Origin of the sequence: Sphingobacterium spiritivorum ATCC 33861 (genome assembly GCF_000143765.1) — a bacterium.
Classification (GTDB): Bacteria; Bacteroidota; Bacteroidia; order Sphingobacteriales; family Sphingobacteriaceae; genus Sphingobacterium; species Sphingobacterium spiritivorum.
In genome coordinates, this window is the sequence record NZ_GL379770.1 from 1949158 (window position 1) to 1971917 (window position 22760).

26 protein-coding genes are annotated in these 22760 nt (G+C 39.1%); 13 read left to right on the top strand and 13 right to left on the bottom strand.

Features of this window, described 5'->3' with window-relative positions; all coding sequences use genetic code 11:
- Position 1: 1 nt before the first annotated feature.
- Positions 2-496, bottom strand: a complete 495-nt coding sequence (locus tag HMPREF0766_RS08550) for an NADH-quinone oxidoreductase subunit C (RefSeq protein ID WP_002995660.1) — start codon at positions 494-496, stop codon at positions 2-4.
- A 3-nt stretch (positions 497-499) separates the two neighbouring features.
- Positions 500-1153, bottom strand: coding sequence for a pyridoxamine 5'-phosphate oxidase (pdxH, locus tag HMPREF0766_RS08555; RefSeq protein WP_002995662.1), 654 nt, complete (start codon positions 1151-1153; stop codon positions 500-502).
- Between the two features lie 135 nt (positions 1154-1288).
- On the opposite strand from pdxH, the gene HMPREF0766_RS08560 reads away from it, so the two are divergent.
- On the top strand, positions 1289-1858 hold the full coding sequence (locus HMPREF0766_RS08560; RefSeq protein WP_002995664.1) for a YqgE/AlgH family protein: 570 nt from the start codon (positions 1289-1291) through the stop codon (positions 1856-1858).
- A gap of 83 nt (positions 1859-1941) precedes the next feature.
- Here HMPREF0766_RS08560 and dinB read toward each other — a convergent pair whose 3' ends face one another.
- Positions 1942-2988 carry a DNA polymerase IV gene (gene dinB / locus HMPREF0766_RS08565; protein ID WP_052646396.1) on the bottom strand — a complete coding sequence of 349 codons (1047 nt, stop codon included), beginning with the start codon at positions 2986-2988 and terminating at the stop codon, positions 1942-1944.
- A 125-nt stretch (positions 2989-3113) separates the two neighbouring features.
- On the opposite strand from dinB, the gene HMPREF0766_RS08570 reads away from it, so the two are divergent.
- A complete protein-coding gene (locus HMPREF0766_RS08570; RefSeq protein ID WP_002995669.1) occupies positions 3114-3353 on the top strand; it encodes a hypothetical protein in 240 nt (79 codons plus the stop codon).
- 5 nt (positions 3354-3358) lie between these two features.
- Here HMPREF0766_RS08570 and HMPREF0766_RS08575 read toward each other — a convergent pair whose 3' ends face one another.
- Together HMPREF0766_RS08575 and HMPREF0766_RS08580 are read right to left on the bottom strand one after the other, a co-directional pair.
- Positions 3359-3772, bottom strand: coding sequence for a DUF6157 family protein (locus HMPREF0766_RS08575; protein ID WP_002995671.1), 414 nt, complete (start codon positions 3770-3772; stop codon positions 3359-3361).
- Positions 3744-4739 (bottom strand): helix-turn-helix transcriptional regulator, encoded by a 996-nt coding sequence (locus tag HMPREF0766_RS08580; RefSeq protein ID WP_002995673.1) that lies wholly within the window; start codon positions 4737-4739, stop codon positions 3744-3746. The genes HMPREF0766_RS08575 and HMPREF0766_RS08580 overlap by 29 nt, the downstream gene beginning before the upstream one ends.
- Positions 4740-4840: 101 nt before the next feature.
- On the opposite strand from HMPREF0766_RS08580, the gene HMPREF0766_RS08585 reads away from it, so the two are divergent.
- From HMPREF0766_RS08585 to HMPREF0766_RS22370, 4 genes are all read left to right on the top strand, one after another.
- Positions 4841-6082 (top strand): MFS transporter, encoded by a 1242-nt coding sequence (locus HMPREF0766_RS08585; RefSeq protein ID WP_236590489.1) that lies wholly within the window; start codon positions 4841-4843, stop codon positions 6080-6082.
- Between the two features lie 88 nt (positions 6083-6170).
- Positions 6171-7295: a CofH family radical SAM protein gene (locus tag HMPREF0766_RS08590; protein ID WP_002995678.1), complete on the top strand. Its 1125-nt coding sequence runs from the start codon at positions 6171-6173 to the stop codon at positions 7293-7295.
- A gap of 16 nt (positions 7296-7311) precedes the next feature.
- On the top strand, positions 7312-7872 hold the full coding sequence (scpB, locus tag HMPREF0766_RS08595) for an SMC-Scp complex subunit ScpB (protein ID WP_002995680.1): 561 nt from the start codon (positions 7312-7314) through the stop codon (positions 7870-7872).
- A gap of 178 nt (positions 7873-8050) precedes the next feature.
- Positions 8051-8212, top strand: coding sequence for a hypothetical protein (locus tag HMPREF0766_RS22370; protein WP_169311193.1), 162 nt, complete (start codon positions 8051-8053; stop codon positions 8210-8212).
- A gap of 115 nt (positions 8213-8327) precedes the next feature.
- Here HMPREF0766_RS22370 and HMPREF0766_RS08600 read toward each other — a convergent pair whose 3' ends face one another.
- The 6 genes from HMPREF0766_RS08600 to HMPREF0766_RS08625 form a co-directional block, all read right to left on the bottom strand.
- Complete coding sequence (locus HMPREF0766_RS08600; RefSeq protein ID WP_002995686.1) at positions 8328-8660, bottom strand: helix-turn-helix domain-containing protein; 333 nt, start codon at positions 8658-8660, stop codon at positions 8328-8330.
- A gap of 78 nt (positions 8661-8738) precedes the next feature.
- A complete protein-coding gene (locus HMPREF0766_RS08605; protein ID WP_002995689.1) occupies positions 8739-10109 on the bottom strand; it encodes a UDP-N-acetylmuramate--L-alanine ligase in 1371 nt (456 codons plus the stop codon).
- A 6-nt stretch (positions 10110-10115) separates the two neighbouring features.
- On the bottom strand, positions 10116-10955 hold the full coding sequence (prmA, locus tag HMPREF0766_RS08610; RefSeq protein WP_002995690.1) for a 50S ribosomal protein L11 methyltransferase: 840 nt from the start codon (positions 10953-10955) through the stop codon (positions 10116-10118).
- A 6-nt stretch (positions 10956-10961) separates the two neighbouring features.
- Entirely contained in the window at positions 10962-11729 is a 768-nt protein-coding gene (gene tpiA, locus HMPREF0766_RS08615; RefSeq protein WP_002995692.1) for a triose-phosphate isomerase, read from the bottom strand.
- A gap of 16 nt (positions 11730-11745) precedes the next feature.
- Entirely contained in the window at positions 11746-12954 is a 1209-nt protein-coding gene (locus HMPREF0766_RS08620) for a putative sugar nucleotidyl transferase (protein WP_002995693.1), read from the bottom strand.
- Positions 12955-13033: 79 nt separating this feature from the next.
- A complete protein-coding gene (locus HMPREF0766_RS08625) occupies positions 13034-13282 on the bottom strand; it encodes a type B 50S ribosomal protein L31 (RefSeq protein ID WP_002995694.1) in 249 nt (82 codons plus the stop codon).
- A 225-nt stretch (positions 13283-13507) separates the two neighbouring features.
- On the opposite strand from HMPREF0766_RS08625, the gene HMPREF0766_RS08630 reads away from it, so the two are divergent.
- The gene (locus tag HMPREF0766_RS08630) at positions 13508-13846 is read left to right on the top strand and encodes a DUF2853 family protein (protein WP_002995698.1); all 339 of its coding nucleotides are present in this window, start codon (positions 13508-13510) and stop codon (positions 13844-13846) included.
- 17 nt (positions 13847-13863) lie between these two features.
- Here the strand turns inward: HMPREF0766_RS08630 and HMPREF0766_RS08635 are convergent, their stop codons facing one another.
- Both HMPREF0766_RS08635 and HMPREF0766_RS08640 read right to left on the bottom strand, forming a co-directional pair.
- Positions 13864-14514 carry a carbohydrate-binding family 9-like protein gene (locus HMPREF0766_RS08635; RefSeq protein ID WP_002995700.1) on the bottom strand — a complete coding sequence of 217 codons (651 nt, stop codon included), beginning with the start codon at positions 14512-14514 and terminating at the stop codon, positions 13864-13866.
- 66 nt (positions 14515-14580) lie between these two features.
- The gene (locus tag HMPREF0766_RS08640) at positions 14581-15702 is read right to left on the bottom strand and encodes a phosphotransferase enzyme family protein (RefSeq protein WP_002995702.1); all 1122 of its coding nucleotides are present in this window, start codon (positions 15700-15702) and stop codon (positions 14581-14583) included.
- A gap of 260 nt (positions 15703-15962) precedes the next feature.
- On the opposite strand from HMPREF0766_RS08640, the gene HMPREF0766_RS08645 reads away from it, so the two are divergent.
- The 6 genes from HMPREF0766_RS08645 (at position 15963) to lpxB (ending at position 22738) form a co-directional block, all read left to right on the top strand.
- Positions 15963-17306 carry a Gfo/Idh/MocA family protein gene (locus tag HMPREF0766_RS08645; RefSeq protein ID WP_002995705.1) on the top strand — a complete coding sequence of 448 codons (1344 nt, stop codon included), beginning with the start codon at positions 15963-15965 and terminating at the stop codon, positions 17304-17306.
- Positions 17307-17506: 200 nt separating this feature from the next.
- On the top strand, positions 17507-18382 hold the full coding sequence (locus HMPREF0766_RS08650) for a carbon-nitrogen hydrolase (RefSeq protein WP_037460033.1): 876 nt from the start codon (positions 17507-17509) through the stop codon (positions 18380-18382).
- 72 nt (positions 18383-18454) lie between these two features.
- Positions 18455-19174 (top strand): subclass B1 metallo-beta-lactamase SPI-3, encoded by a 720-nt coding sequence (locus HMPREF0766_RS08655; RefSeq protein ID WP_002995710.1) that lies wholly within the window; start codon positions 18455-18457, stop codon positions 19172-19174.
- Between the two features lie 6 nt (positions 19175-19180).
- Positions 19181-20239 carry an agmatine deiminase family protein gene (locus HMPREF0766_RS08660; RefSeq protein WP_002995712.1) on the top strand — a complete coding sequence of 353 codons (1059 nt, stop codon included), beginning with the start codon at positions 19181-19183 and terminating at the stop codon, positions 20237-20239.
- A 33-nt stretch (positions 20240-20272) separates the two neighbouring features.
- Positions 20273-21469, top strand: a complete 1197-nt coding sequence (locus HMPREF0766_RS08665; RefSeq protein ID WP_002995714.1) for a porin — start codon at positions 20273-20275, stop codon at positions 21467-21469.
- 156 nt (positions 21470-21625) lie between these two features.
- Entirely contained in the window at positions 21626-22738 is a 1113-nt protein-coding gene (gene lpxB, locus HMPREF0766_RS08670; protein ID WP_002995716.1) for a lipid-A-disaccharide synthase, read from the top strand.
- The last annotated feature ends 22 nt before the right edge of the window (positions 22739-22760 follow it).

Below are 22760 nucleotides of genomic sequence, written 5' to 3' on the forward strand. Positions count from 1 at the left end.
GTTAATTGATATTAATACCATGATACTGCTCCGGATCCTGGTAATCTTTACGTAGAGGAAATCCCTCCCAGTCATCAGGAAGCAAAATTCGTCTGAGATCCGGATGATCTGTAAAAAATATACCCATCAGATCGAATGCTTCACGTTCGTGCCATTCGGCCGTTTTCCAGACAGCAGATACTGAAGGTAAAGATGGGAGAATCTCCAGATCCCGGCCAGCTGCCAGCTCTGTCTTCAGGGTGAGTTGAAGCTGATATGGAATAGAAGCCAAATGATAAACTACGATAAATGTATCAGCCGGGAAATCATCTACCGCTGTAATGTTGGATAGAAAATCAAAATACGTATCTGAAGAATCCCTCAGAAACTGACATACTTCTACCAGATTTTCAGGGCGTATATATAAGGCCGGTTGAAGACCTGTAGCTTGTTCTTTTACAATAACTGATCCGTCAAACTGGCGGATAAGCAATGCTTTAATATCTTCAAAGGTCATTTTTTAAGGTGCTAAACGGGTAATCTTCCAGGAATCTGAAACTTTCGTATACAATAAACGGTCATGAAGTCTGCTGCTTCGCCCCTGCCAGAATTCAACCGCTACAGGACGCACAAGATAACCTCCCCAGTGTTGCGGCCGGTCGATAACATCCTGATCTGCATACTGACGGTTCACCTCATCCACCTTACTTTCCAGGTAAGCTCTGTTTGGAATAGTCTTACTCTGTGGTGAAGCAATGGCTCCGATTTGACTACCTTTTGGCCGGGACACAAAATATTCATCCGAATCTGATGAAGGAAGTTTCTCTATTAAACCCTCTATTCTGACCTGTCTTTGGAGTTCAGGCCAAAAGAATAAAAGAGCAACATGACAATTTTCCACGACTTCATGTCCTTTACGGCTGTTGTAATTAGTAAAAAAACTAAATCCATTGTCTTTCAGATCTTTCAGCAATACAATTCTGGAGGAAGGAAAGCCTTCTGTGGATACCGTCGCTAATGACATCGCATTTGGCTCCATTACTTCAGCATGTATCGCTTCATTAAACCATTTTTCAAATTGTACAACAGGATCCGGATTAATCTGGTCTTCTGACAATTCATTAAGCGTATAATCCACTCGTATAGCTGCTATATCTTTATGTATTATTGACATGATAGGAATAGTTGTCTATTTGCAAACTTACTAAAAAAGCGCTCTTTTTTTATCTCCTTAATGTATTTATTGATTTTTTAAAGGTATATATTTCTCTTAATCACTATATTTATCACAAAGAAAGGAGATAAAGCAATGTTTAATGAATTACAACCACAAAAAGGTAGTCTTTTGGTTTCCGAACCCTTTATGCTCGATCAGAATTTTAAACGATCTGTGATCTTATTAGCCGATCACAATGAGACCGACGGTACAGTGGGTTTTATATTAAATCAGCGAACGCAGCTTATGTTGTCCGATGTCTTTCAGGATGTAGAGCGGGAAGCTGACTTTCCGATTTATCTGGGAGGTCCTGTAGAATGTGAAGCGCTGTTTTTTATTCACAAGGCATACGACCTGCTACTAAGTGGTGAACATATTATTGATGATGTATATTGGGGCGGCGATATAGAGTTATTACTGCGATTAGCTAAGGAAGAAAAAATCACCTCCGATGAAGTTAAATTTTTCATCGGATATTCCGGATGGAGTCCGTCCCAATTAGATCGGGAGATCAAAGAAAACAGCTGGGCTGTAGACAACAAATTTAATAAGGATCTCACGTTTATTACGGACGGAGAAGATTTGTGGAAACAGGCACTGATCAGTATGGGACAGAAATATGCCCATGTTGCTAATTTTCCGCAGTCACCGGAGTTAAATTAAGACGGATCCGTAAATGTGATATAGTTAACCTGGTTCATTTTTCAAATATCTACCTCCGCTGTTCAGAGAGCACTTACCAGGCACTAAAACAGTGTTAGCTGCCTGTTTATCTGTTGATCAGGATCTTCGCCCGTAAAATTCGAAACCCCGACGCCCAGTAAGCGGACTTTCATTTCGGCCAGTGATACTTTATTCAATAGCTCAGAAGCTATCTGATAGAGTACCTCCTCGCCTGTCACAACCTCTAAAGACGTCATGCTTCGGGTAGCCTGACTAAAATCAGAAAATTTAACCTTTAAGGTAACCGTCTTACCAGCAAGCTGTTTTGCATTCAACCGTTTAGCGAGGCGTCCAGACAACTCCTTCAGGATATCTTCCAGTACCTGTAGATCTGCAATATCCTGCGCAAAGGTATCTTCTACACTAATAGATTTTGTTTGCCGGTTAGGCTGTACAGGTCGGTTGTCTACACCTCGTACGATATTGTAGAAAAATTTGCCCGTTTTACCAAAGTGTCTGGTCAGTGCTTCTTGTGTCCACTGCTTCATATCTGCCCCTCTGTGAATACCCAGTTTTTTCATCTTTGAAGCCGTTACTTTACCGACACCAAAGAATTTTTCGATGGGCAGATGCTCCATAAATGCCACCACTTTTGAAGGCCCTATAAAGGTAAGGCCATCTGGTTTGTTAATGTCAGAAGCTATTTTAGCTACAAATTTATTGACTGACACTCCTGCTGATACAGTCAGATTCAACTCCTCCCGAATCTCCTGTTTAATTTGTCTTGCAATATCTATTGCCGATCCTATTCCCTGCTTATCTTCTGTAACATCCAGATAAGCTTCATCCAGAGAAAGAGGCTCGATTAAATCTGTATACCGGAGAAAAATTTGTCTGATCTGCTGTGAAACTTCTTTATATACATCAAAACGGGGACGTGTAAAGATCAGCTGAGGACACAATTGCAGTGCCTGACGCGAAGACATCGCAGATTTGACGCCATACTTCCGGGCTTCATAGCTTGCTGTAGCCACTACTCCTCTTCCGTCCGGAGATCCGCCAACAGCAAGTGGCTTGCCACGCAATTCAGGAAAGTCCCGTTGCTCTACAGAAGCATAGAATGCGTCCATATCTAAATGAATTATTTTGCGCTGGATTTCCAAATTGTTTTAAGACAAGACCAAAGTAAGCATAAGTAGCTAAACAAAATTAGCCCTAAAATATTATTGAAAAAACTTATGTTTGTAAAAAAATCATGGAACAATTCTTAAAGCTGATCAATCAGGCAGGACTAGCTTCTCAGGTGGTTACTGATCTTTCACTTGTGGTAGATGATAAACATATTACACACGGATGTATATTTAATGTAAAAGTAGACCGTAAGAATTTCAAATTATTTGTTCCCTCTCCTTTGCATGAACCCTTGCTGGCTGATGGAAAAAAACCTTTATTGAAAGAAATAATTCAGATAAAAGAGGTAATGCTCCTCAAATAACCGATCTATACTCTTTTACTCCGCATAGCTCGTGTATGCTGCAAGGCAGGATCTTCCGACAACTTCTTGTATGCAGCTGTTTCTTTCCCATATAATGCCATTTTTCCCGTTTCATCAAAATGGATACCCCAGCCATACAGCTTGGTCAATGGGGATGCACGCATACAAGCCTGTCCTTTGCAGAAAAAGTCTGCTCTCACAGACGGATCTTCCCTTTCAAAGCCATTCTTATCTGCATATAACCAGTAAAGCACATCATCCGAAGTGTATGCATAAGGATGAGCCAGAATAAGATCCAGTTGCTGCTGCGCAATAGTTGGTTTATTTCCCCTCTGCGGAGGAATTGTTCCGGTTATGGCAGTGCTGTCTTCTGCTACCTCAATAAAAGTATTAAAGTAGTTCGTTGTGTATGTTTTCATTGAGTTGCATCAGGTTTTCCATAGCTTTTGAGGTGAGTTCATGTACCCTCACTTTTAATTCCGAAGGTTCTTCAATCTCGGCCACATCTGCAAACATCATAAACCACCGGGCAAAATCTTCACACATATAAGCCGTCATAAAAGTCAGTCTTACCTTTCCACTCCCTACTTTTTCTTCAGATACGAATCCGTACGCATCCCGTTGCCACACTAAATATTTAGCGATCTTTGCATCCAGTGAGATGACTACTTTTCTTTTCTCTACATCCTGCCTTTTATGTAAAAACTCACTTATAGAAGGGTGTTCCATGTCAAAGGCATCTTCCAGCACATCCAATCGCTGTATACGATCCGTTCTGAACTGTCTGTAAGCCTTGCGCAGATAACAGTATGCTATCATATACCAGAATTTATTCTCGTGGAATATGCCCACCGGTTCTATAACTCTTGTTTCCGGATGTTCATTTTCAATGGTCTGGTAATGCATCCTGACTTTTTTCTTTCGTGATATACTTTCAAAAAGTACAGACAATGCATTAGGAACTAATTTATTCAGATTTTTGCTGTTGGATTGTATCAGTACCTGAGATTCCAGATTAGAAAGCAGGTCTTTTTCCATCGATTTGAGTACAGCTTTTATTTTGATTATAGCGGACGAAAAATGCTCCTGTATACCCTGATCTACATACTGCTGCATAAGCTTTTCTGCAGCCACAAAACTTGTCGCTTCCTCACGGGTAAACATAATCGGCGGTAAACGGTAACCTTCCATCAGGGAATATCCCGTCCCTGCTTCTCCAAAGATAGGTACTCCGGAAGCCTCCAATGTCCTGATATCACGATAAATCGTGCGTAAACTCACATTGAAACGGTCAGCAAGTTCCTGTGCCCTTACAACTCTTTTAGATTGTAACTGGATCAGAATAGCGACCGTACGGTCAAATTTTTTAGGCGAATCATCATTCATACAACGTCTAAAGTTAAGGCTTTTTACATATAATGAACAACCTAATTTTTCTCCCATTATAGAAATGCCAATTAGTGTTTAAACAATATTTCAATAAATTTATGACAAAAAACATCCCGAAGGAGTGTACCTTTGCCCGCAAATTATTACGTTATAAAATGAACAAAGGACTTATAGCTTTAGCATTTGGTGGTTTAGCAATCGGGATGACAGAATTCACCATGATGGGCATCCTGCCGGATATTGCTAAAGATCTGAAAATAGAAATTCCTGTCGCCGCCAATCTTATTGCTTTCTATGCCTTAGGTGTAGTAGTCGGTGCTCCTACATTAGTTGCTTTCAGCTCTAAATATTCTCCAAAGAGTGTACTATTATTTTTAATGTTACTGTTCTTTATTTTCAATGGTCTGTTTGCGATCTCTCCGGACTATAACACATTGTTGCTGACCCGCTTTGTATCCGGATTACCTCACGGTGCATTTTTTGGTGTAGGTTCGGTAGTAGCAGCTAATCTGGCAAAGAAAGGTAAAGAAGCACAGGCTATATCCGTCATGTTTACAGGAATGACCATTGCCAATCTGGCCGGAGTTCCTATTGGAACATATATCGGGCATCATTTTTCATGGCGAATAACCTATGCTATTATCAGTAGTCTTGGTTTACTCACATTCCTGACCCTGAGCATTTGGCTGCCGAGACTTAAAGCGAATAAAGACAGTAATATACTCAGCCAGATCTCTTATTTCAAAAGGTGGTATTCCTGGCTTATCATTGCGATAATCTCCATTGGTACGGGTGGTTTATTTGCCTGGATCAGCTACATTGCCCCGTTAGTTACAAAGGTTTCCGGGTTGGATCCGGACAGAGTTCCTTACATTATGGTACTGGTAGGCTTAGGTATGTTTTTCGGAAATCTGCTGGGAGGAAAATTAGCAGACAGCATTTTGCCTACCAAAGCCTCCATAGCTAGTTTTGCAGCAATGGCTGTCTGTCTCGTTATTCTGTTCTTTGTATCCCATATAGACTGGCTGGCATATGTAATGGCCTTTATTACAGGTATGATATCTTTTACAATAGGACCATGTCTGCAAATGATGCTTATCAATAATGCTAAAGGAGCGGAGACATTTGCAGCGGCAGCAGGACAGGCAGCTTTCAATATAGGAAATACGTTCGGCGCATTTTTCGGTGCCATTCCTATTACAACGGGATTGGCTTATAATTACCCGTCTCTGGTTGGTGCAGGAATGGCCAGCATAGGCGCTTTACTGACATTTGTATTCCTGAAAACCTATGTATTAAAGAAAAAAGACGTTGCTGAAAAAAGCGAGATTATTGCCTGATCAGCGGGATTTTCTATACATATTTTCCGTTTATAAAACTTAACACATACGCCCTATTTTAAGTAAAAGGTACGTATCTTTGTAAGACATGAATATTAACAGTTTATTAGAACGTGCCTTAAATTTTGAATTCCTGTCCAAGGAAGAAGGCATCTATTTATATCACCATGCTGCCACTGCAGACCTGACTTACGTAGCTAATGAATGCCGCAAAGTACAGGTTCCGCATGGAAAAGTGACCTGGCAGATAGACCGTAATGTCAATACGACAAACGTCTGTATTGCTAATTGCAAATTTTGTAATTTTTTCAGACGACCGGGGCATGACGAAAGCTACATCACTGATATAGAAACCTATAAGCAAAAAATAGAGGAAACCTTCAAATACGGAGGAGATCAGCTCTTATTACAGGGTGGTCATCATCCCGACTTGGGGCTGACTTTCTATGCAGACATATTTAAAAAATTAAAAGAATTATACCCGACCCTGAAACTTCATTCGTTGGGCCCTCCTGAAATTGCACATATTGCCAAACTGGAAGGGATGACGCATATTGATGTACTCCAACAGCTCAAAGAATCCGGACTGGATTCTCTTCCAGGCGCCGGTGCGGAAATATTAAATGACCGCGTCAGAAGGCTGATTTCTAAAGGTAAGTGCGGAGGTAAGGAATGGCTGGATGTCATGAGGGCAGCTCATCAGCTCAATCTGCCAACGTCAGCAACTATGATGTTTGGACATATTGAAACCATAGAAGAGCGTTTTGAGCATTTGGTATGGATACGTGAAGTTCAATCTGAAAAACCTCAGGATGCATACGGCTTTATTGCCTTTATTCCCTGGCCTTTTCAGGATGACGGTACACTTCTGAAACGTTTGAGAGGAATCACAAATAATGTTACTGGAGAAGAATACATCCGTATGATCGCACTTAGCCGAATCATGTTGCCTAATATCAAAAATATACAGGCTTCATGGCTGACTGTAGGCAAGCGCACCGCAGAATTATGTCTTCATGCAGGAGCAAACGATTTTGGATCCATCATGATTGAAGAAAATGTAGTGTCTGCAGCGGGTGCTCCTCACCGCTTTACATCCAAATCTATTCAGGACGCTATCCGCGAAGCTGGTTTTGAACCTCAATTGAGAACACAGACCTATCAGTTCAGAGATTTACCTGAACATATGGAAGAACAGGTAATCAATTATTAAAAAATAAATAAGTAGAGTGAAGGACGTATTACTCCATATAGAAGCTATTATTTTTGCTTCTGAAGAAGGCATAACCCTCAATGAATTAAAGCAAGTGCTGGAAGATGCTTTAGCAATCAGTATATCGAAAGATGAAATAACTGATCTTGTTGATCGTATCAAAATAAAATATCAACAAGAAGATTATATTCTGGAATTAAAACTTATTAATAACGCTTATCAGTTTCTGACCAAACCGCTTTATCATGAATCGGTCAATCAGCTGCAATCTCATAAAGAGAAGAAAAAATTAAGTCAGTCGGCTCTGGAAACGTTAGCAATTATTGCTTATCGTCAACCAATCACTAAATTAGAAGTCGAACAGATCAGAGGTGTCAATTGCGATTACTCTATTCAGCGTCTGCTGGAAAAAAATCTCATTCAGATTACAGGAAAATCTGAAACAATCGGAAAACCGCTGCTGTATGGTACAAGCACGCAATTTATGAATCATTTTGGCATCAACAGCACAAAGGATCTCCCTCAACTAAAAGACATCGTCAACGAAGAAAACACAATCGGAGAAATTGCTGAATAGCACTTTCTCCAATTGTAATCTTTTGAATCAAACACAGCTCTTTATACAATTCACAACAGCTTCTTTTTCAGTAAATTAATTTTAAAATTATTTTAAAAAAAAGTTTTTAGTTATGATTTTGTTAGCTAATTTTACTGTGTAAAAACAACAATAAACAAAGCAAAAAAGGGACATGACTATGATGCAAGAGACAGCAATGGAAGTTCTAGAAGATGATGTGATTCTTTCGTTCAACGGACCTGAGGATGATTCAGATGATGACTTTGATGAAGATTTTAATCTTGATGAAATCGATTCAATTGGCGAGTTTGATGATTTTGATGAGGATGAAGATTTCTAATTAAATAGATTACACTTTACCTATTTAAGCATCAAATTTCCACGAAGAATGGATAGCTTCGAAAAGAAAAAGGTCGATTTTAATCGACCTTCTTCTTTTCGGTGTAAGAGAAAACTTACATTTTTTTGTGTAATTGCTCATAAAGATCAATCACTTTCTTTTGCAACTCAATGACCTCAGTTTCTCTTACTTGTAGTTTTTTACTCATATCGGCTAACTCATTCGCATATTGCTTATCTTCTTCTGAATCTGAGGTAGACAAAAGTTGAACTACACTTAAACTAAAAAGTTTAGAGATCTGATTCAACCTCGACAGATTTACATCTGTAATACCAGTTTCAATTTTAGAAAAAGCAGGAATTGAGATATCCAATCTTTTCGCTACATCTTCTTGACTCCAACCCTTTTGGTGTCTAAGTAATCTGATTTTTTTTCCTAATGCATTCATGGGTGTGTTGTGATGTTATTATATAGTATAACCAAAGTTAGTTAAAAAATATTAACATTTGATAAAAAAATACACAAATTAATCATTTTTAAAAAATTTATCAGCAAAACTAACCATATTAACCCCGCTGTAATTGCTGGAACTCATAAATAAAAGATTGTATCCCTTAGATTTAAAATCTTCCAAAAAGTAGCTTAAATTCGACAGATCCAAAACAACTTGTACAGAACTGTTTCCAAAATACTCCCTAATATCTTGCTCTAAATGATCAATATTTTTATTTTTCTCTTTAAAGGAATCTTTATTGATAAACACTACCGGAATATCAGCTTCGTCCATTGCACCTCTGTAATTCGCCAGAAATTCTTTATTCAAACTATCGTAAGCACTCAATTCAATAACTGCAACCAACTCTTTCTGAGGGAATTGCTCTTTTACAGCGTGAATGCTCCATCTTAATTTAGCCGGAGTATGTGCAAAATCCTGATAGACGACACTGCCATCCTGGCTTGCTACGAACTCCAGATAACGGATAGAGCTTTTAAAACTTTTAATAGCCTCAAAAAATTCCTGTTTCTTTACGCCAAGCCATTCGCAAACGGTATAGGCCCCTGCGATATTGGACAAATTATGCTTTCCAAAGACCTGAAGTGGAATTTGCTCATCGCCATAATGAAGATATGTAATACCCTTATTGATGGTATATTCCGGAGACTTATATCCATGCCTGTTTATTTTACAGACCATGGTCTCTCCTACCAGAGATTGCAGTACCTTATCTTCTTTGTTGTACACTAAAGTGCCTTTCAATACGATGGTATCGATAAATGTACGGAACTGATCATAATAGTCTTCCTGAGAAATAACAGATTTAAAGTTATCCCATTCTACGTTGCTTATCAGCGCAATATTTGGATGATAAAGATGAAACTTCGATCTGTGATCTAATGTGGAAGCATAATATTCATCACCTTCGATAATAATCACAGGATTATCTGTAGTCAGATTCACCAAACGGTCAAAACCTTCCAGTTGAGCACCTACAAGATAATCAAAAGAACGCCCCAGGGTTTTCAATACATGCATAATCATACTGGTAATGGTTGTTTTACCATATGACCCTGCTATCACCACACGCGTCTTTTGTTTACTCTGTTCGTAAACAAACTCAGGGAAAGAATAGATCTTAAGATCCAGTTCCTGTGCTTTGAGCAACTCGGGATTATCAGCCTCAGCGTGCATTCCCAATATCACAGCATCAATATCTGAAGTGATCTTCTCCGGAAACCAGCCGATCTCTTCCGGCAACAGATGCGCTTCCAAAAGCCGTGTTCTGGAAGGTTCTACTATCTGATCGTCGGAACCACTGATCTGATGCCCCTGATTGGCTAATGAAATAGCCAGATTATGCATGATACTTCCGCCTATTGCAATAAAATGAATACGCATTATGACTTATGCTTTAGTGAATTTTGCCGAACACCAACCATCCAGCACTTTCTTCATAACAAATGAGAAACCCAGTTGTTTAGCCTTGTCAGACAAAATAGCCAAATCCTCACCATCATAAAAACCGCTAATATACAATTCTCCTTTATCTTTTAAGGAAGCAGCATATTGTTCAAATTGCTCCAACAATATATTTCTATTAATATTAGCTACTATAGTATCAAACAGGCGGCCTTCCAGCACTTCATAAGAGCCGACCTGGGATTCAATATTGCTGACTTGGTTCAATATTTTATTTTCTTCAACACTATCTATACAGATAGGATCATAATCGACAGCAAATACATGAGTCGCTCCGCGAAATGAGGCAAGTATAGCCAAAATACCCGTTCCACATCCCATATCCAAAACTTCCTTTCCCTCAAAATCATTCTCCAGAATAAAAGAGAGCATCATGGAAGTTGTCTGATGGTGACCTGTTCCAAAGGACATTTTAGGATCTATAATGATCTCATACGGATACTGCTCCTTATGTTCGTGGAATGTAGCCCGCACGTAGCATTGATCATCTACGACTATAGGATTGAAATTGCTTTCCCAGAGCTTATTCCAGTTTTGTTCTTCCAGATCATTTATGATATAGTGAACTTCTAACCCTTCAGGTGCGTGCAGCAGAACAGTCTCCAGTTGCTGGAGATCGAGATTTGCAGAAGGAATATATCCTGCAAATCCCGATTCAGTGTCTTCGAATGTATCGAAGCCTATTTCAGCCAGTTCAGCAATAAGAAGATCCTGTTGCCATTCCTCTGCGGAATTACAGGTGAAGATTACTTCGCTGTACTTCATCTTCTATTATGAATTGAATACTTTAACGATATCCGTAAAATCTCTTGATTTTAAAGAAGCACCGCCGATCAATCCACCGTCAATATCTTTCTGACTGAATAAATCCGGGGCATTTGAAGGGTTACAACTTCCTCCGTAAAGGATCGTAGTGTCGTCTGCAAGTTGCTGATCATACTGATTAGCCAGAGTCTCACGGATAAAAGCATGCACCTCCTGTGCCTGTTCAGGAGAAGCTGTCAATCCGGTTCCTATAGCCCACACCGGCTCATAAGCCAACACAACCTGTCCGAATTGCTCTGCTGATAAATGAAAAAGTCCTTTTTCTAACTGCGTCCTGATGATATCAAAAAATTTACCCGATTCACGCTCTTCTTTCGTTTCACCGATACAGAAGATAGGTTTCAATCCGTGCTTCAAAGCAATATTAACTTTCTCTGCCAGCAATTCATCCGTTTCGCCAAAATAAGCTCTTCTTTCAGAATGTCCGAGAATAACGTATTCTGCACCGACAGATTTCACCTGAGCGGCAGAAATCTCTCCGGTATATGCGCCAGATTCAGCCTGATGAATATTTTGAGCACCGACAGACACATTTACAGCTGTATGAGCCAGTTGACCCAGACTGTAAAGGTGGATCGCAGGGCTGCATACCACTACTTCCTGCTGTCCGATTACTTCATCTTTAACCATATTTACAATCTCAGAAAATAAACTTACTCCACTTTGGTAGTCCAGATTCATTTTCCAATTTCCTGCTACGATTTTTTTACGCATGTTAATTTATTTTTATTTAGAATTGATATTTTAATCTATTATGTTGTGTCAACTTATATACATGTCTCAGCAACTCTGTCTCATCATCATGATAAGGCTCTGCTTTCATCACTTTCATATCCCGAAGCATTTCTTCAAATTTATCCCAACGGTATTCCTCCGTATGCTGATCTGTACACCAGCTAAAATCAGGTATAAATTTAGGAGAATATCCTGGCCTTGCATATTGAACTCCCACTCCTACCACTGTACCTGTATTAAAGGAAGTGTTAATTCCACTCATGGTATAGTCTCCCATAATCAGTCCGCACTTTCTAAGGTCAGTATTACGGCTGCTATCCAGCGCATAGTCATATATGCTTACGGGTTTCCAGTTATTCTTCAGATTTGAATTGCTGGTACCGGCTCCGAGATTACATCCATTACCTATAACAGCACAGCCCAGATATCCGTCATGACCTTTGGCGGAATAAGCCCCCATTACCAATGTGCTGAGCTCTCCTCCTACTGTACTGTTGGCACCTATCGATACATTTCCATATATCCTGGTGCCCATCTTGACACGCGCATGCTCTCCTATAGCTACATTCCCTCTCAAATGACTGCCTTCACTGATTTCAGCACCTTTAGCCAGATAAACAGGTCCCTCAGTTGTATTGAAAGAGCAGCATTCTGCGAATACTCCGTCTTCTATAAAGATACGGTCTCCTATCAGTTGATTTGTACCTGATAAAGATTCCGAGCTTCTGCCCTGCGTCATCAAGGCATAATCAAATTGAAGTTGTGCACTATTGTATCTGAATATATCTTCCGGATACCGGATATAAGATATATCGTAAAGCAAGTTTACAGGACGCAGACTATCAAAATACCCGTTGGTCAAAATGTTGTCAATATCTGCTGACCTGATACGAAATGCAATCCATTCTGTTTTGTCATAAAGGATTTCACCTTCGCTCAACTGATCTATGGCAGCTATTAGAGCATCTGAAGGACAGATATTAGCTTTCAGAACAATAACTTCTGCTGTTGTAATCAATGTCGGAAATCGTACAGCAAGATACGGCTCTGTATAATAACTGCTCTTGCAGTTGAAAATCTTACCCCACTTCTCTGCTAATGATAATATCCCTATATGCAGGTCCCCTACAGGTCTCGTATATACCAGAGGCAAGAGATGATCTCTCCAGGAAGCTCTATCAAACAGAATAATATCAACAGCCATAGAAAATATAAAAGTACACAAAAAAATCCCGATAAAGATTACCGGGATTATAATAATACTTTTTAAGCAAAAGCAGCAATTACTTTTTGTTGTAACGGCTACGGAATTTGTCAATACGTCCTGCCGTATCAACCAATTTCATTTTACCTGTATAGAACGGGTGTGAAGTGTGAGAAATCTCTAACTTAATCAAAGGATACTCATTTCCGTCTTCCCATTGGATTGTTTCTTTTGTATCTACACAAGATTTAGTTATAAAAGCGTAGTCATTTGACATGTCTTTAAAAACAACTAATCTGTAGTTTGATGGATGCAAATCTTTTTTCATTTTTTATCTATGATTACGTATATTCAACAATTGAGGTGCAAAGATAATTATAGTATTTTTCAAATGCAACAATTTTCGCATCAAATATCAAAGATTTTAATCTTCTTTCCTACTCTAACGGCAAAAATAAATTTCTTAAAACATTTATCTCTTCTCTAATGTTTGATATTCAGTTTGCTATAGCAAATTAAGTATCGGATTATCACAACTAAATTTTTAATCGTTATGAGTAAATTAGATGAAAAAGTAGCTGCATATGTTGCAGAAGCAAAAAAATTAAATCTTGGACTGGACGAATCGCTTATCCATGCTGTGGCAAAAGGACTTGGTCCCTCCATCTACAAAGCGGATGCAGAAACAGTAGCTGCATCTGACAAAGAAGAATTAGCAAGACTTAAGAACAATTTTCTGATCAAAAAGCTAGGCTTGAAAGACAGTCCGGAATTAGATGCAGCCATTTCGGAAGTCATCGAAAAACTCGGAAAATCTAACAAAAACAAGTACAGAGTTCATGTCTATGCTCTTCTTGCTAAAAAATTCAAGAAAGAATCTCTTTACAAATAAGCTGCTTCAGTCCGTATTTATTCAAAACTAATCTCTCCAAAAAATTCCGGCAAATGGAAATTAGGAGTTGGAAAATCAATACGGTTCCAGGAAACAAAGTGTGGGGCTGGGAGACCATCTCCACATTTATAAAAATTAGCATGTACAGATTGTCCTTTTAACGATTCTGCTGAAACCATGGTACCCGCAGATGTAAACAAAGTAAATGGAATTTCCAGAATAGTGTTCCATAATTTTTGCCCTCCTATGCTGCTTACCTCTGTGTAGGTATTAATCTGCTGAATCTGTTCTGCTGTCAGTCTGCTTCGGCTATCTTTATCTGCTGTACCATACCCCACCAGTCCTGTCCCCAACGGATTCATTTCTATATTATAATAATGTACCTTTTGATCAAAGGAGATAAAAAACTCCACACAACTGTCTTCCCAAACAGCTTCGTTTGGACGAATATACTGGGCTTTGATATAATCTTCCCTGACCTTATAATGAATAAATATAGCTTCTGAAGTATAGACAATCTGAAAATGTACTTCGGGCTGATCAGGATATTCATCCTTCCATGTAGCTTCAGCAATCGCATGAACAGTGGCACCTTTAAATATTTCCAGCAGGCCTGAATAATTATTATTCTGCTTTTGCTCTGCATATTTTACTGTAAGATTTTTCATTGGATCATAAAATTAAAAAAGCATAACAGTAGTTGTTATGCTTAGGGTTCTAATTTACTATTTTTTTCAGGCATTAACAGCACTTGTTAATATTTCTTTTAACTTATCCTCATGTAGTTCCAGCTCTTTAACCAGTTTGAGTTGTGATTTAGTGCGCACAAGGTTATGATCTGTATAATGAATTTTATAATAATGATCACCTTCCAGATAATCGGTAAGGAAGCGAACAGCCTGCATGTAAGGTAATAAAAATACGCCCGGTAATAAGGAATTCTTTTCGTAATCCGTTAAAAAGACCTTTGCTTCACTCATGTAGCCGTTGGCATAGGCTTCAAAAAGCGGAATATTAAGGGTTACCCGACTCAGGTCTTCCTCATCTTCAGCTCCGGAATTGATAATTGTTCGGATGGCATCACCAAAGTCATATGCCACAAAGCCGGGCATTACGGTATCCAGATCAATAACACATTGTGCCTGATCATCCTGATCTAACAGTACGTTATTGAATTTTGTATCATTATGTGTAATGCGTAAGGGTAATTTATTGGCCTTTCCCCAGTCCAGAATGGTTTTCATTCTGTCTTCCAGTGAAAAGATATAATCCAATAAGTCCTGTACTTCACCTACTCTGGATACCTGATCCGAAGCAATGGCATTTCTAAGGTTGGAAAGTCTGAATTCTACATTATGGAAATTGGGAAGTATTTCCACCAACTTGTTGGCATCGAGTTCAGAAAGTTGCTTTTGAAAATGACCAAATGCTTTCCCGCCTTCATAAGCCTGCACTGTCGTTTCGACCACATCATAGCTCTTTGTATGATCCAACAGGATAAACATACGCCAGTAATCACCATCCTCATCCTTATAATAAGCCAGGCCATTTCGTGTAGCAATCAGCGTAAGTACTCTTTTATCAATTTCAGCCTTCTCTAATCCTTTACTTTTATAATCTTCTTTTAACCGTTCTATCACCAGACGGATATTCTCCATCAATCCGTCTACATCCTGAAAAATATGATGATTTATGCGCTGCAACAAATACTTCGTTGTAGATGTAGTCACTACTTTAAAGGTATCATTTATATGGCCGGAGCCAAATGGCGCTACATCTATTACTTCTCCGTCTATTGCGAATTGACTGGCTATATATAAGTTTCTATCTATGTTAACAGAATTCAAATCTGACATAATGTTTTTTAAAAAATGAGCAGTTTATTATTGATTAGTTTGGCTAATATCAATATAAATTATCTAAATAATAAAAAAATTTAAACTCAATCGTTTGCATAAAATTTAAGAAATTGAACAAACGATTGCACAAAAGTTTTTAGAAATCAATATATATATTTGTTGAGTGAAGTGGTTATAAACCTTTTTAAATACGCCCTTGACACATTATAAATTCGATTAAATTAAGATATCAAACTTTAATCGGTTAACAAACAGTTATGGATAGAAGAAATTTTATTAGAACTACAGCTGCTGCCTCAGCTGGTTTAGGGATCATGTCAAGCACAGATTTATTTGCTCAGGATGGTAAAGTAAGACTAGCTTTTATTGGTGTAGGTCTGAGAGGACGTAACCATGTAGCGATTGCTTTGAATAGAGATGATGTAGAGATAGTCGCTATTTGTGATACACAGGAAGAATCGTTGACACAATGCCGCAAGCAATTTGACAAAAAAGGTGTTAAACTCCCTAAAGAGTACACCGGAAGTGTTGATGCTTACAAAAAAATGCTGGATAACGAAAAGCTGGATGCTGTTATTATTGCAACTCCGTGGGAATTCCACAAAAATCAGGCTATTGATGCCATGAAAGCTGGCTTGTATGTAGGTTGTGAGGTAATAGCAGGTCTGACAGTAAAAGATCACTGGGATGTTGTAAAAGCATCTGAGCAGACAGGCAAGCCTTATATGACATTGGAAAATGTGGCGTATCGTCGTGATGTATTAGCAGTATTAAATATGCACCGTCAAGGTCTTTTCGGAGAGATTCTGCACTTAGAAGGTGGGTATCAGCACGATTTAAGAGAAGTATTATTCAATGATGGTAAAAGCTACTACGGCAAAGGAGTCGAGTTTGGTCCTAAGGCTATTTCAGAAGCACAGTGGAGAACCAAATATAATGTAGAACAGGACGGTGACCTGTACCCTACTCACGGATTAGGTCCGATCATGCATTTTGCTGATATCAACGCCGGAAACAGATTTACACATATTACTTCTTATTCCAGTAAAGCAAGAGGTCTGGCTGCTTATGTAGAGAAAATGTCTCCGGGTCATCCAAATGCTAAATTGAATTATAAAAATGGGGACATCACACAGACGATGTTACAGTGTGCAAATGGAGAAACAATGTTGTTGACACATGATACACACTTACCAAGACCTTATTCTATAGGATTCCGTGTACAGGGTACAAAAGGAATCTGGATGGATGTGGCTAATGGTATCCACATTGAAGGACAATCTAAGCCTCACGCATGGGATCCTGCAGCAGACTGGGTAAAAAAATACGACCATCCGATCTGGAAAAAATACGAAGAAGTAGCAAACGGATCAGGTCACGGAGGTATGGACTGGTTTGTATTTAACGGATTTATACAGGCTGTAAAACAAAAACGCCAGACTCCGATTGATGTATACGATTCAGTAACGATGAGTGCAGTATTCCCATTATCAACGGAATCTATCAAAGCAGGAAACAAGACACTGGAATTTCCGGATTTCACCAGTGGAAAATGGAAAACCAAAAAGAATACCTTTATGTTGGATGATAGCGGTTTCTAAACCGTTATCTCCTTATTCTAAACAAGAAAGGGTTCCTGAAGTTCAGGAACCCTTTCTTGTTTAGTCCTCTTTAGGCATTAAAAGAGGACATAAACACAATAAAGTTAAACAGCTGTAAACAAGTTAATTAAAATTTCAAAGATCAATATTTCGATCGATATTGCTATCTTTGTATGTTTAACAATTTTGATAAATTAGAAATGAGCAAAGTTAAAGTAGGAATTGTACAGATGTCCTGTGAAAAAGACAAACAGGCAAACCTGGACAAAGCTATTGTTAAAGTAAGAGAAGCTGCAGCTAAGGGCGCACAAATCGTTTGTTTACAAGAACTTTTCACATCCCTTTATTTCTGTGATGTAGAAGATTATGATAATTTTGATTTAGCTGAATCTATTCCGGGGCCATCTACAGATGCATTAGCTGCTGTGGCTAAAGAATTGGGTGTAGTTATCATTGCATCCCTTTTTGAAAAGCGTACACAAGGGCTTTACCACAATACAACAGCCATCCTGGATGCTGATGGAAGTTATTTAGGTAAATACCGCAAAATGCATATCCCTGATGATCCGGCATTTTACGAAAAATTCTACTTTACTCCCGGAGATCTCGGATATAAAGTTTTTTCAACCAAATTCGGAAAAATCGGTATTCTTATCTGTTGGGATCAATGGTATCCTGAGGCATCCCGTATAACCGCATTAATGGGTGCAGAGATCTTATTCTACCCTACAGCTATCGGATGGGCGACAGATCAGGATGAAGAAACAAATACGGATCAATACAATGCCTGGCAAACTATCCAACGCTCACATGCGGTAGCGAATGGGGTGCCTGTTGTTAGTGTCAACCGGGTCGGTTTTGAGCAGGATGGTGCTATGAAATTCTGGGGAGGCAGTTTTGCTGCCAACGCACAGGGTAAATTGCTTTATCTGGCATCTCATGATCAGGAAGAAGTAGAAGTTGTCGAACTGGATCTCAATCAGTCGGACTACTTCCGTAAACACTGGCCTTTCCTGCGTGACAGACGAATTGACTCTTATCAACCGATTACAAAGCGCTTCATTGACGAAGACTAACATTATATTTTACAGACTTCTGTTCTGAATCAGAAGTCTGTAAAATCTGTATTTATTAAATCACACAGAACAATGAGGTTCAACAAATCCATATTTCTGCTTCTATTTCTGCTTACAATGGCTCATTCCGGATTTAGTCAGGAACCGGGGCTTAAGATTGAAAAGCTGACGAAAGACTTCTATATATATACCACATATGTAGCGTACAGTGGCGTAAAAACATCTGCTAACGCTCTGTATATGCTTTCTAAAGATGGTGTAATACTCTTTGATACCCCCTGGGATCCGGATCAGTATCAACCGTTACTGGATTCCATACGTAACAGGCATCATCAGGAAGTTATTGCAGTGTATGCAACACATTCACACGAGGATAGAGCAGGAGGATTTGGTTTTTTTAATAAAAATGGAATACCGACGTATGCTACTGCAGCTACAAATGCAATTCTGAAGGCCGATCACAAGCCCGAAGCGACACATCTTATTGAGCCGGACAAGACTATCCATATCGGAGGAAAGCAATTCGTAATCAAGTATTTTGGAGAAGGACATACCGCAGATAATGTGGTTGTATGGTTTCCGAAAGAAAAAATATTAGACGGCGGATGTCTGATAAAAAGCAGTGAAGCCAAAAACTTAGGATATGTCGGAGAAGCAAATGTCAAAGAATGGCCGAAAACCATCCGTAAAATTCAACAGACCTTTAAAAAGATCAATTGGGTCATACCCGGACATGATGGATGGAAACAACAGGGCCATCTCGAAAATACGCTTAAATTATTAACACAATAGAACACAGTGAATTCATCTATAGATTTATCATCAACACCCAAAGCATTGGGTTTTTCATTTCCTGCAGAATGGGCTCCGCAAGAAGCTATGTGGCTCAGCTGGCCGCATAAGGAAGAATCCTGGCCTGGCAAATTAGAGACTGTATATGCTCCCTATGCACAATTTATCAAAGCTGTTGCCGAAGCTCAAAAAGTACGGATTAACGTAGCTGATGAAGAAATGAAACAGTTTGCATGGAATCATCTGAACGATGCAGAAGCAAATCTGGCCAATATTGAATTTTATTTTAATCCAACAAACGACGCCTGGTGCCGTGATCACGGACCTGCATTCGTATTGAATCAGGACTCCGGAGAAAAAGCTGTAGTAGATTGGGGATATAATGCCTGGGGAGGTAAATACCCTCCTTTTGATCTGGATGATGTCGTTCCGACAAAGATTGCTCAGCACTTCGGACACCGTCTCTTTACCCCTCCTATTGTAATGGAAGGTGGTTCGGTAGAATTTAATGGTGCCGGTACAGTACTGACTACGACGGCCTGTCTGTTAAATGAGAATCGCAACCCGCACCTCAACAAAGAACAGATCGAGCAATATCTGCTTGAATTTTATGGACAGGATCAGGTATTATGGCTTGGGGACGGTATCGTAGGTGATGATACAGACGGGCATATTGACGATATTACACGTTTCATAAATGAAAACACTGTAGTGACAGTAGTGGAATCAAATCCATTAGACGAAAACTACCTGCTGTTACAGGAAAATCTGGAGACTTTACGCTCATTCAGATTGAAAAACGGTGAACCGCTTAATATTATTACCTTACCTATGCCCTCTCCTGTCATCCATGAAGACACCAGGCTTCCGGCTTCATATGCTAATTTTTACATTGCCAATGAAGTTGTCGTAGTCCCTGTTTTCAATGATGTCAATGATGAGAAAGCATTGGCTATTTTGCAGGAATGTTTTCCTACCCGCAAAGTCATCGGTATCAATTCAGTAGACATTATCTGGGGATTAGGTAGTTTCCATTGTCTGAGCCAGCAAGAACCTCTGTTATAGATTTACGTTTTTACTAACCTCCGCTTAAATAATATGAGAAAAACAGGATTCAGAGCTTTGTTGACCATTGGGATAGCATTATTATGCACCCATATAAATGCTCAGGAAAGGGATGACAGAGCTACTATTCTAAATTTTAAAGGAATACAGTTCACGAGTAAAGATTCGCTTTTTTACACCAATTTCAGGTTTCGGATGCAGAATCGTGTCAAGTATACGAATACACTTGATGGTGAAAAAAATGATGAGTGGGAAGCACGTGTCAGACGGCTGCGCATGCGTGTAGACGGCTATATCTACACACCTAAGATCAGTTACTCTGTTCAATTGGCGTTCACGCGCGGAGATCAGGATTTTGATGACTCCGGAATTCCGAATATTGTTCGCGATGCGGTTATTTTCTATAATTTCAGTGACGATTTTTACATCGGATTCGGTCAGAATAAACTTCCGGGTAACCGTCAGCGTGTCAATTCTTCCGGGCAGCTACAGTTTGCAGAACGTTCCATTGTAAATGCAAACTTTTCAATAGACCGGGATTTTGGTATATCTGCTAACCTTTCCAAGAAAATCGGCGATATGCCTTTCAACCTGAAAGCGGAAATCTCTACCGGAGAAGGAAGGGCTGTAAATACCACAGACAATGGCTTAGCCTATACAGGACGTGTAGAATTACTTCCATTTGGTCAGTTTACAAATTCAGGTGATTATTCCGAAGGAGATCTGGAAAGAGAAGAGACTCCTAAATTGTCTATCGGTGGTGGTTATAGTTTTAACAACAAGACTACCCGTCTGAGCGGACAGACCGGCGCATTTGTAAAGGATGCAAAGGATCTGAGTACGTTATTTGCAGATGCAATATTTAAATACAACGGATTTGCCTATCAGGTGGAATATATGAAACGAAATGTGGATAATCCTTTTAATCAGGACCTGGAAGGAAAAGAAGTATATGTTTACAAAGGATATGGTATAAATCAGCAGATCAGCTATTTATTCAGCAAAGGTTATGAACTGGCAGGAAGATATACTTTTGTAGATCCGCATAAAGATATTCGTCCCAAAGAGGAACGTACAGAAATTCTGGAAGCCGGACTTACGAAGTATATGAAGGCACACCGTCTGAAATTTCAATTGAATGGTAACTATCTGGTCAAAGATGGTTATTATAACAATAAGATGGATGATAATAAATGGGGATTTACTTTTCAGGTCGAATTAGGAATCTAATTCGACAATATATAGCATTAATTCGTAAAGGCTGCTTCTGGCAGCCTTTACTATTTTACAGTAAAATATAAAAAAACATATGCAAACCTCTTCAGTTTTGCATCATAAGAGTATTAATACTTATCTTTAAAATCAAATCAGGAAAACGAGTTTTACATGAGATACTACCTTATTGCAGGAGAAACTTCAGGAGATTTACATGGTGCAAATTTAATAGAAGCACTGAAAAAAGAGGATAGCCAGGCTGAATTCCGGATAGTCGGCGGAAATCAGATGCAGGCTTCGGCCGGCCAATCGGCTCTGATCCACACTTCCGAAATGGCATTCATGGGATTTGTAGAGGTTATCAAAAATCTGAGCACGATTTCCAGAAACCTGAAAACGGTCAAAAAAGATCTTTTAGCCTATCGTCCGGATACCGTTATTCTGATTGACTTCCCGGGCTTTAATCTCAAAATAGCGGAATTTGCAAAAAAGCATGGCATCAAAGTATGCTATTACATTTCACCCAAGATATGGGCCTGGAATCAGAAAAGAGTGTATAAGATCCGTCGTGTAGTAGATCATATGTTTTGCATCCTTCCTTTCGAAGTTGACTTTTATAAAAAATTCAACATGAAAGTGGATTACGTAGGTAATCCTCTGCTGGATGCAATAGATAAATACAACTTCAATCCGGATTTCAAAACAGACAATGAGCTTAACGAACGGAATATCATCGCTTTACTTCCCGGAAGCCGTAAGATGGAGATAGAACGTATATTGCCTGAAATGGTGAGATTGTACTTTCTTTTCCCCGCACATCAGTTTGTCATAGCGGGTGCACCAAATTTTGACAAAGCTTATTACGAACAATATACTCAGGATCTTCCTATAAAAGTTGTTTTTGATCAGACTTACGATCTTCTGCGCAATGCAGAAGCTGCTGTCGTGACAAGCGGAACAGCAACACTGGAAACAGGTATCCTCAAAGTACCTCAGGTTGTTGTATACAAAGCCAATGCTTTAAGTGTGAAAATTGCCCGATTGGTAATAAAAGTAAAATTCATCTCTCTGGTAAATCTTATCAATGATTATCTGTCCGTAATAGAACTTATTCAGGAAGACTGTACAGATTTTGAAATTGCCAATGAACTGGCTTTACTTATCAATGATAAAGAGCACAGGGCCAGTGTAATGGAGAATTATGAGGTATTAGCTTCTAAATTAGGTAGTCCCGGTGCTTCTGAAAAAACAGCAAAACTGATTGTTAAGTATCTAAGTGAATGATACTTTTAAACTTTTTCATATA

What these genes read in the sequence shown, in the direction of transcription:
- HMPREF0766_RS08570 (WP_002995669.1), top strand. Translation starts at nt 3,114, where the DNA reads ATGGAACAATTCTTAAAGCTGATCAATCAGGCAGGACTAGCTTCTCAG.
- HMPREF0766_RS08590 (WP_002995678.1), top strand. Translation starts at nt 6,171, where the DNA reads ATGAATATTAACAGTTTATTAGAACGTGCCTTAAATTTTGAATTCCTG.
- HMPREF0766_RS22370 (WP_169311193.1), top strand. Translation starts at nt 8,051, where the DNA reads ATGATGCAAGAGACAGCAATGGAAGTTCTAGAAGATGATGTGATTCTT.
- lpxB (WP_002995716.1), top strand. Translation starts at nt 21,626, where the DNA reads ATGAGATACTACCTTATTGCAGGAGAAACTTCAGGAGATTTACATGGT.
- HMPREF0766_RS08605 (WP_002995689.1), bottom strand. Translation starts at nt 10,109, where the DNA reads ATGCGTATTCATTTTATTGCAATAGGCGGAAGTATCATGCATAATCTG.
- HMPREF0766_RS08625 (WP_002995694.1), bottom strand. Translation starts at nt 13,282, where the DNA reads ATGAAAAAAGATTTGCATCCATCAAACTACAGATTAGTTGTTTTTAAA.
- HMPREF0766_RS08585 (WP_236590489.1), top strand. Translation starts at nt 4,841, where the DNA reads ATGACAAAAAACATCCCGAAGGAGTGTACCTTTGCCCGCAAATTATTA.
- HMPREF0766_RS08650 (WP_037460033.1), top strand. Translation starts at nt 17,507, where the DNA reads ATGAGCAAAGTTAAAGTAGGAATTGTACAGATGTCCTGTGAAAAAGAC.
- HMPREF0766_RS08620 (WP_002995693.1), bottom strand. Translation starts at nt 12,954, where the DNA reads ATGGCTGTTGATATTATTCTGTTTGATAGAGCTTCCTGGAGAGATCAT.
- HMPREF0766_RS08655 (WP_002995710.1), top strand. Translation starts at nt 18,455, where the DNA reads ATGAGGTTCAACAAATCCATATTTCTGCTTCTATTTCTGCTTACAATG.
- HMPREF0766_RS08550 (WP_002995660.1), bottom strand. Translation starts at nt 496, where the DNA reads ATGACCTTTGAAGATATTAAAGCATTGCTTATCCGCCAGTTTGACGGA.
- prmA (WP_002995690.1), bottom strand. Translation starts at nt 10,955, where the DNA reads ATGAAGTACAGCGAAGTAATCTTCACCTGTAATTCCGCAGAGGAATGG.
- HMPREF0766_RS08600 (WP_002995686.1), bottom strand. Translation starts at nt 8,660, where the DNA reads ATGAATGCATTAGGAAAAAAAATCAGATTACTTAGACACCAAAAGGGT.
- dinB (WP_052646396.1), bottom strand. Translation starts at nt 2,988, where the DNA reads ATGGACGCATTCTATGCTTCTGTAGAGCAACGGGACTTTCCTGAATTG.
- HMPREF0766_RS08665 (WP_002995714.1), top strand. Translation starts at nt 20,273, where the DNA reads ATGAGAAAAACAGGATTCAGAGCTTTGTTGACCATTGGGATAGCATTA.
- HMPREF0766_RS08560 (WP_002995664.1), top strand. Translation starts at nt 1,289, where the DNA reads ATGTTTAATGAATTACAACCACAAAAAGGTAGTCTTTTGGTTTCCGAA.
- HMPREF0766_RS08575 (WP_002995671.1), bottom strand. Translation starts at nt 3,772, where the DNA reads ATGAAAACATACACAACGAACTACTTTAATACTTTTATTGAGGTAGCA.
- HMPREF0766_RS08630 (WP_002995698.1), top strand. Translation starts at nt 13,508, where the DNA reads ATGAGTAAATTAGATGAAAAAGTAGCTGCATATGTTGCAGAAGCAAAA.
- HMPREF0766_RS08645 (WP_002995705.1), top strand. Translation starts at nt 15,963, where the DNA reads ATGGATAGAAGAAATTTTATTAGAACTACAGCTGCTGCCTCAGCTGGT.
- tpiA (WP_002995692.1), bottom strand. Translation starts at nt 11,729, where the DNA reads ATGCGTAAAAAAATCGTAGCAGGAAATTGGAAAATGAATCTGGACTAC.
- HMPREF0766_RS08640 (WP_002995702.1), bottom strand. Translation starts at nt 15,702, where the DNA reads ATGTCAGATTTGAATTCTGTTAACATAGATAGAAACTTATATATAGCC.
- HMPREF0766_RS08580 (WP_002995673.1), bottom strand. Translation starts at nt 4,739, where the DNA reads ATGAATGATGATTCGCCTAAAAAATTTGACCGTACGGTCGCTATTCTG.
- HMPREF0766_RS08635 (WP_002995700.1), bottom strand. Translation starts at nt 14,514, where the DNA reads ATGAAAAATCTTACAGTAAAATATGCAGAGCAAAAGCAGAATAATAAT.
- pdxH (WP_002995662.1), bottom strand. Translation starts at nt 1,153, where the DNA reads ATGTCAATAATACATAAAGATATAGCAGCTATACGAGTGGATTATACG.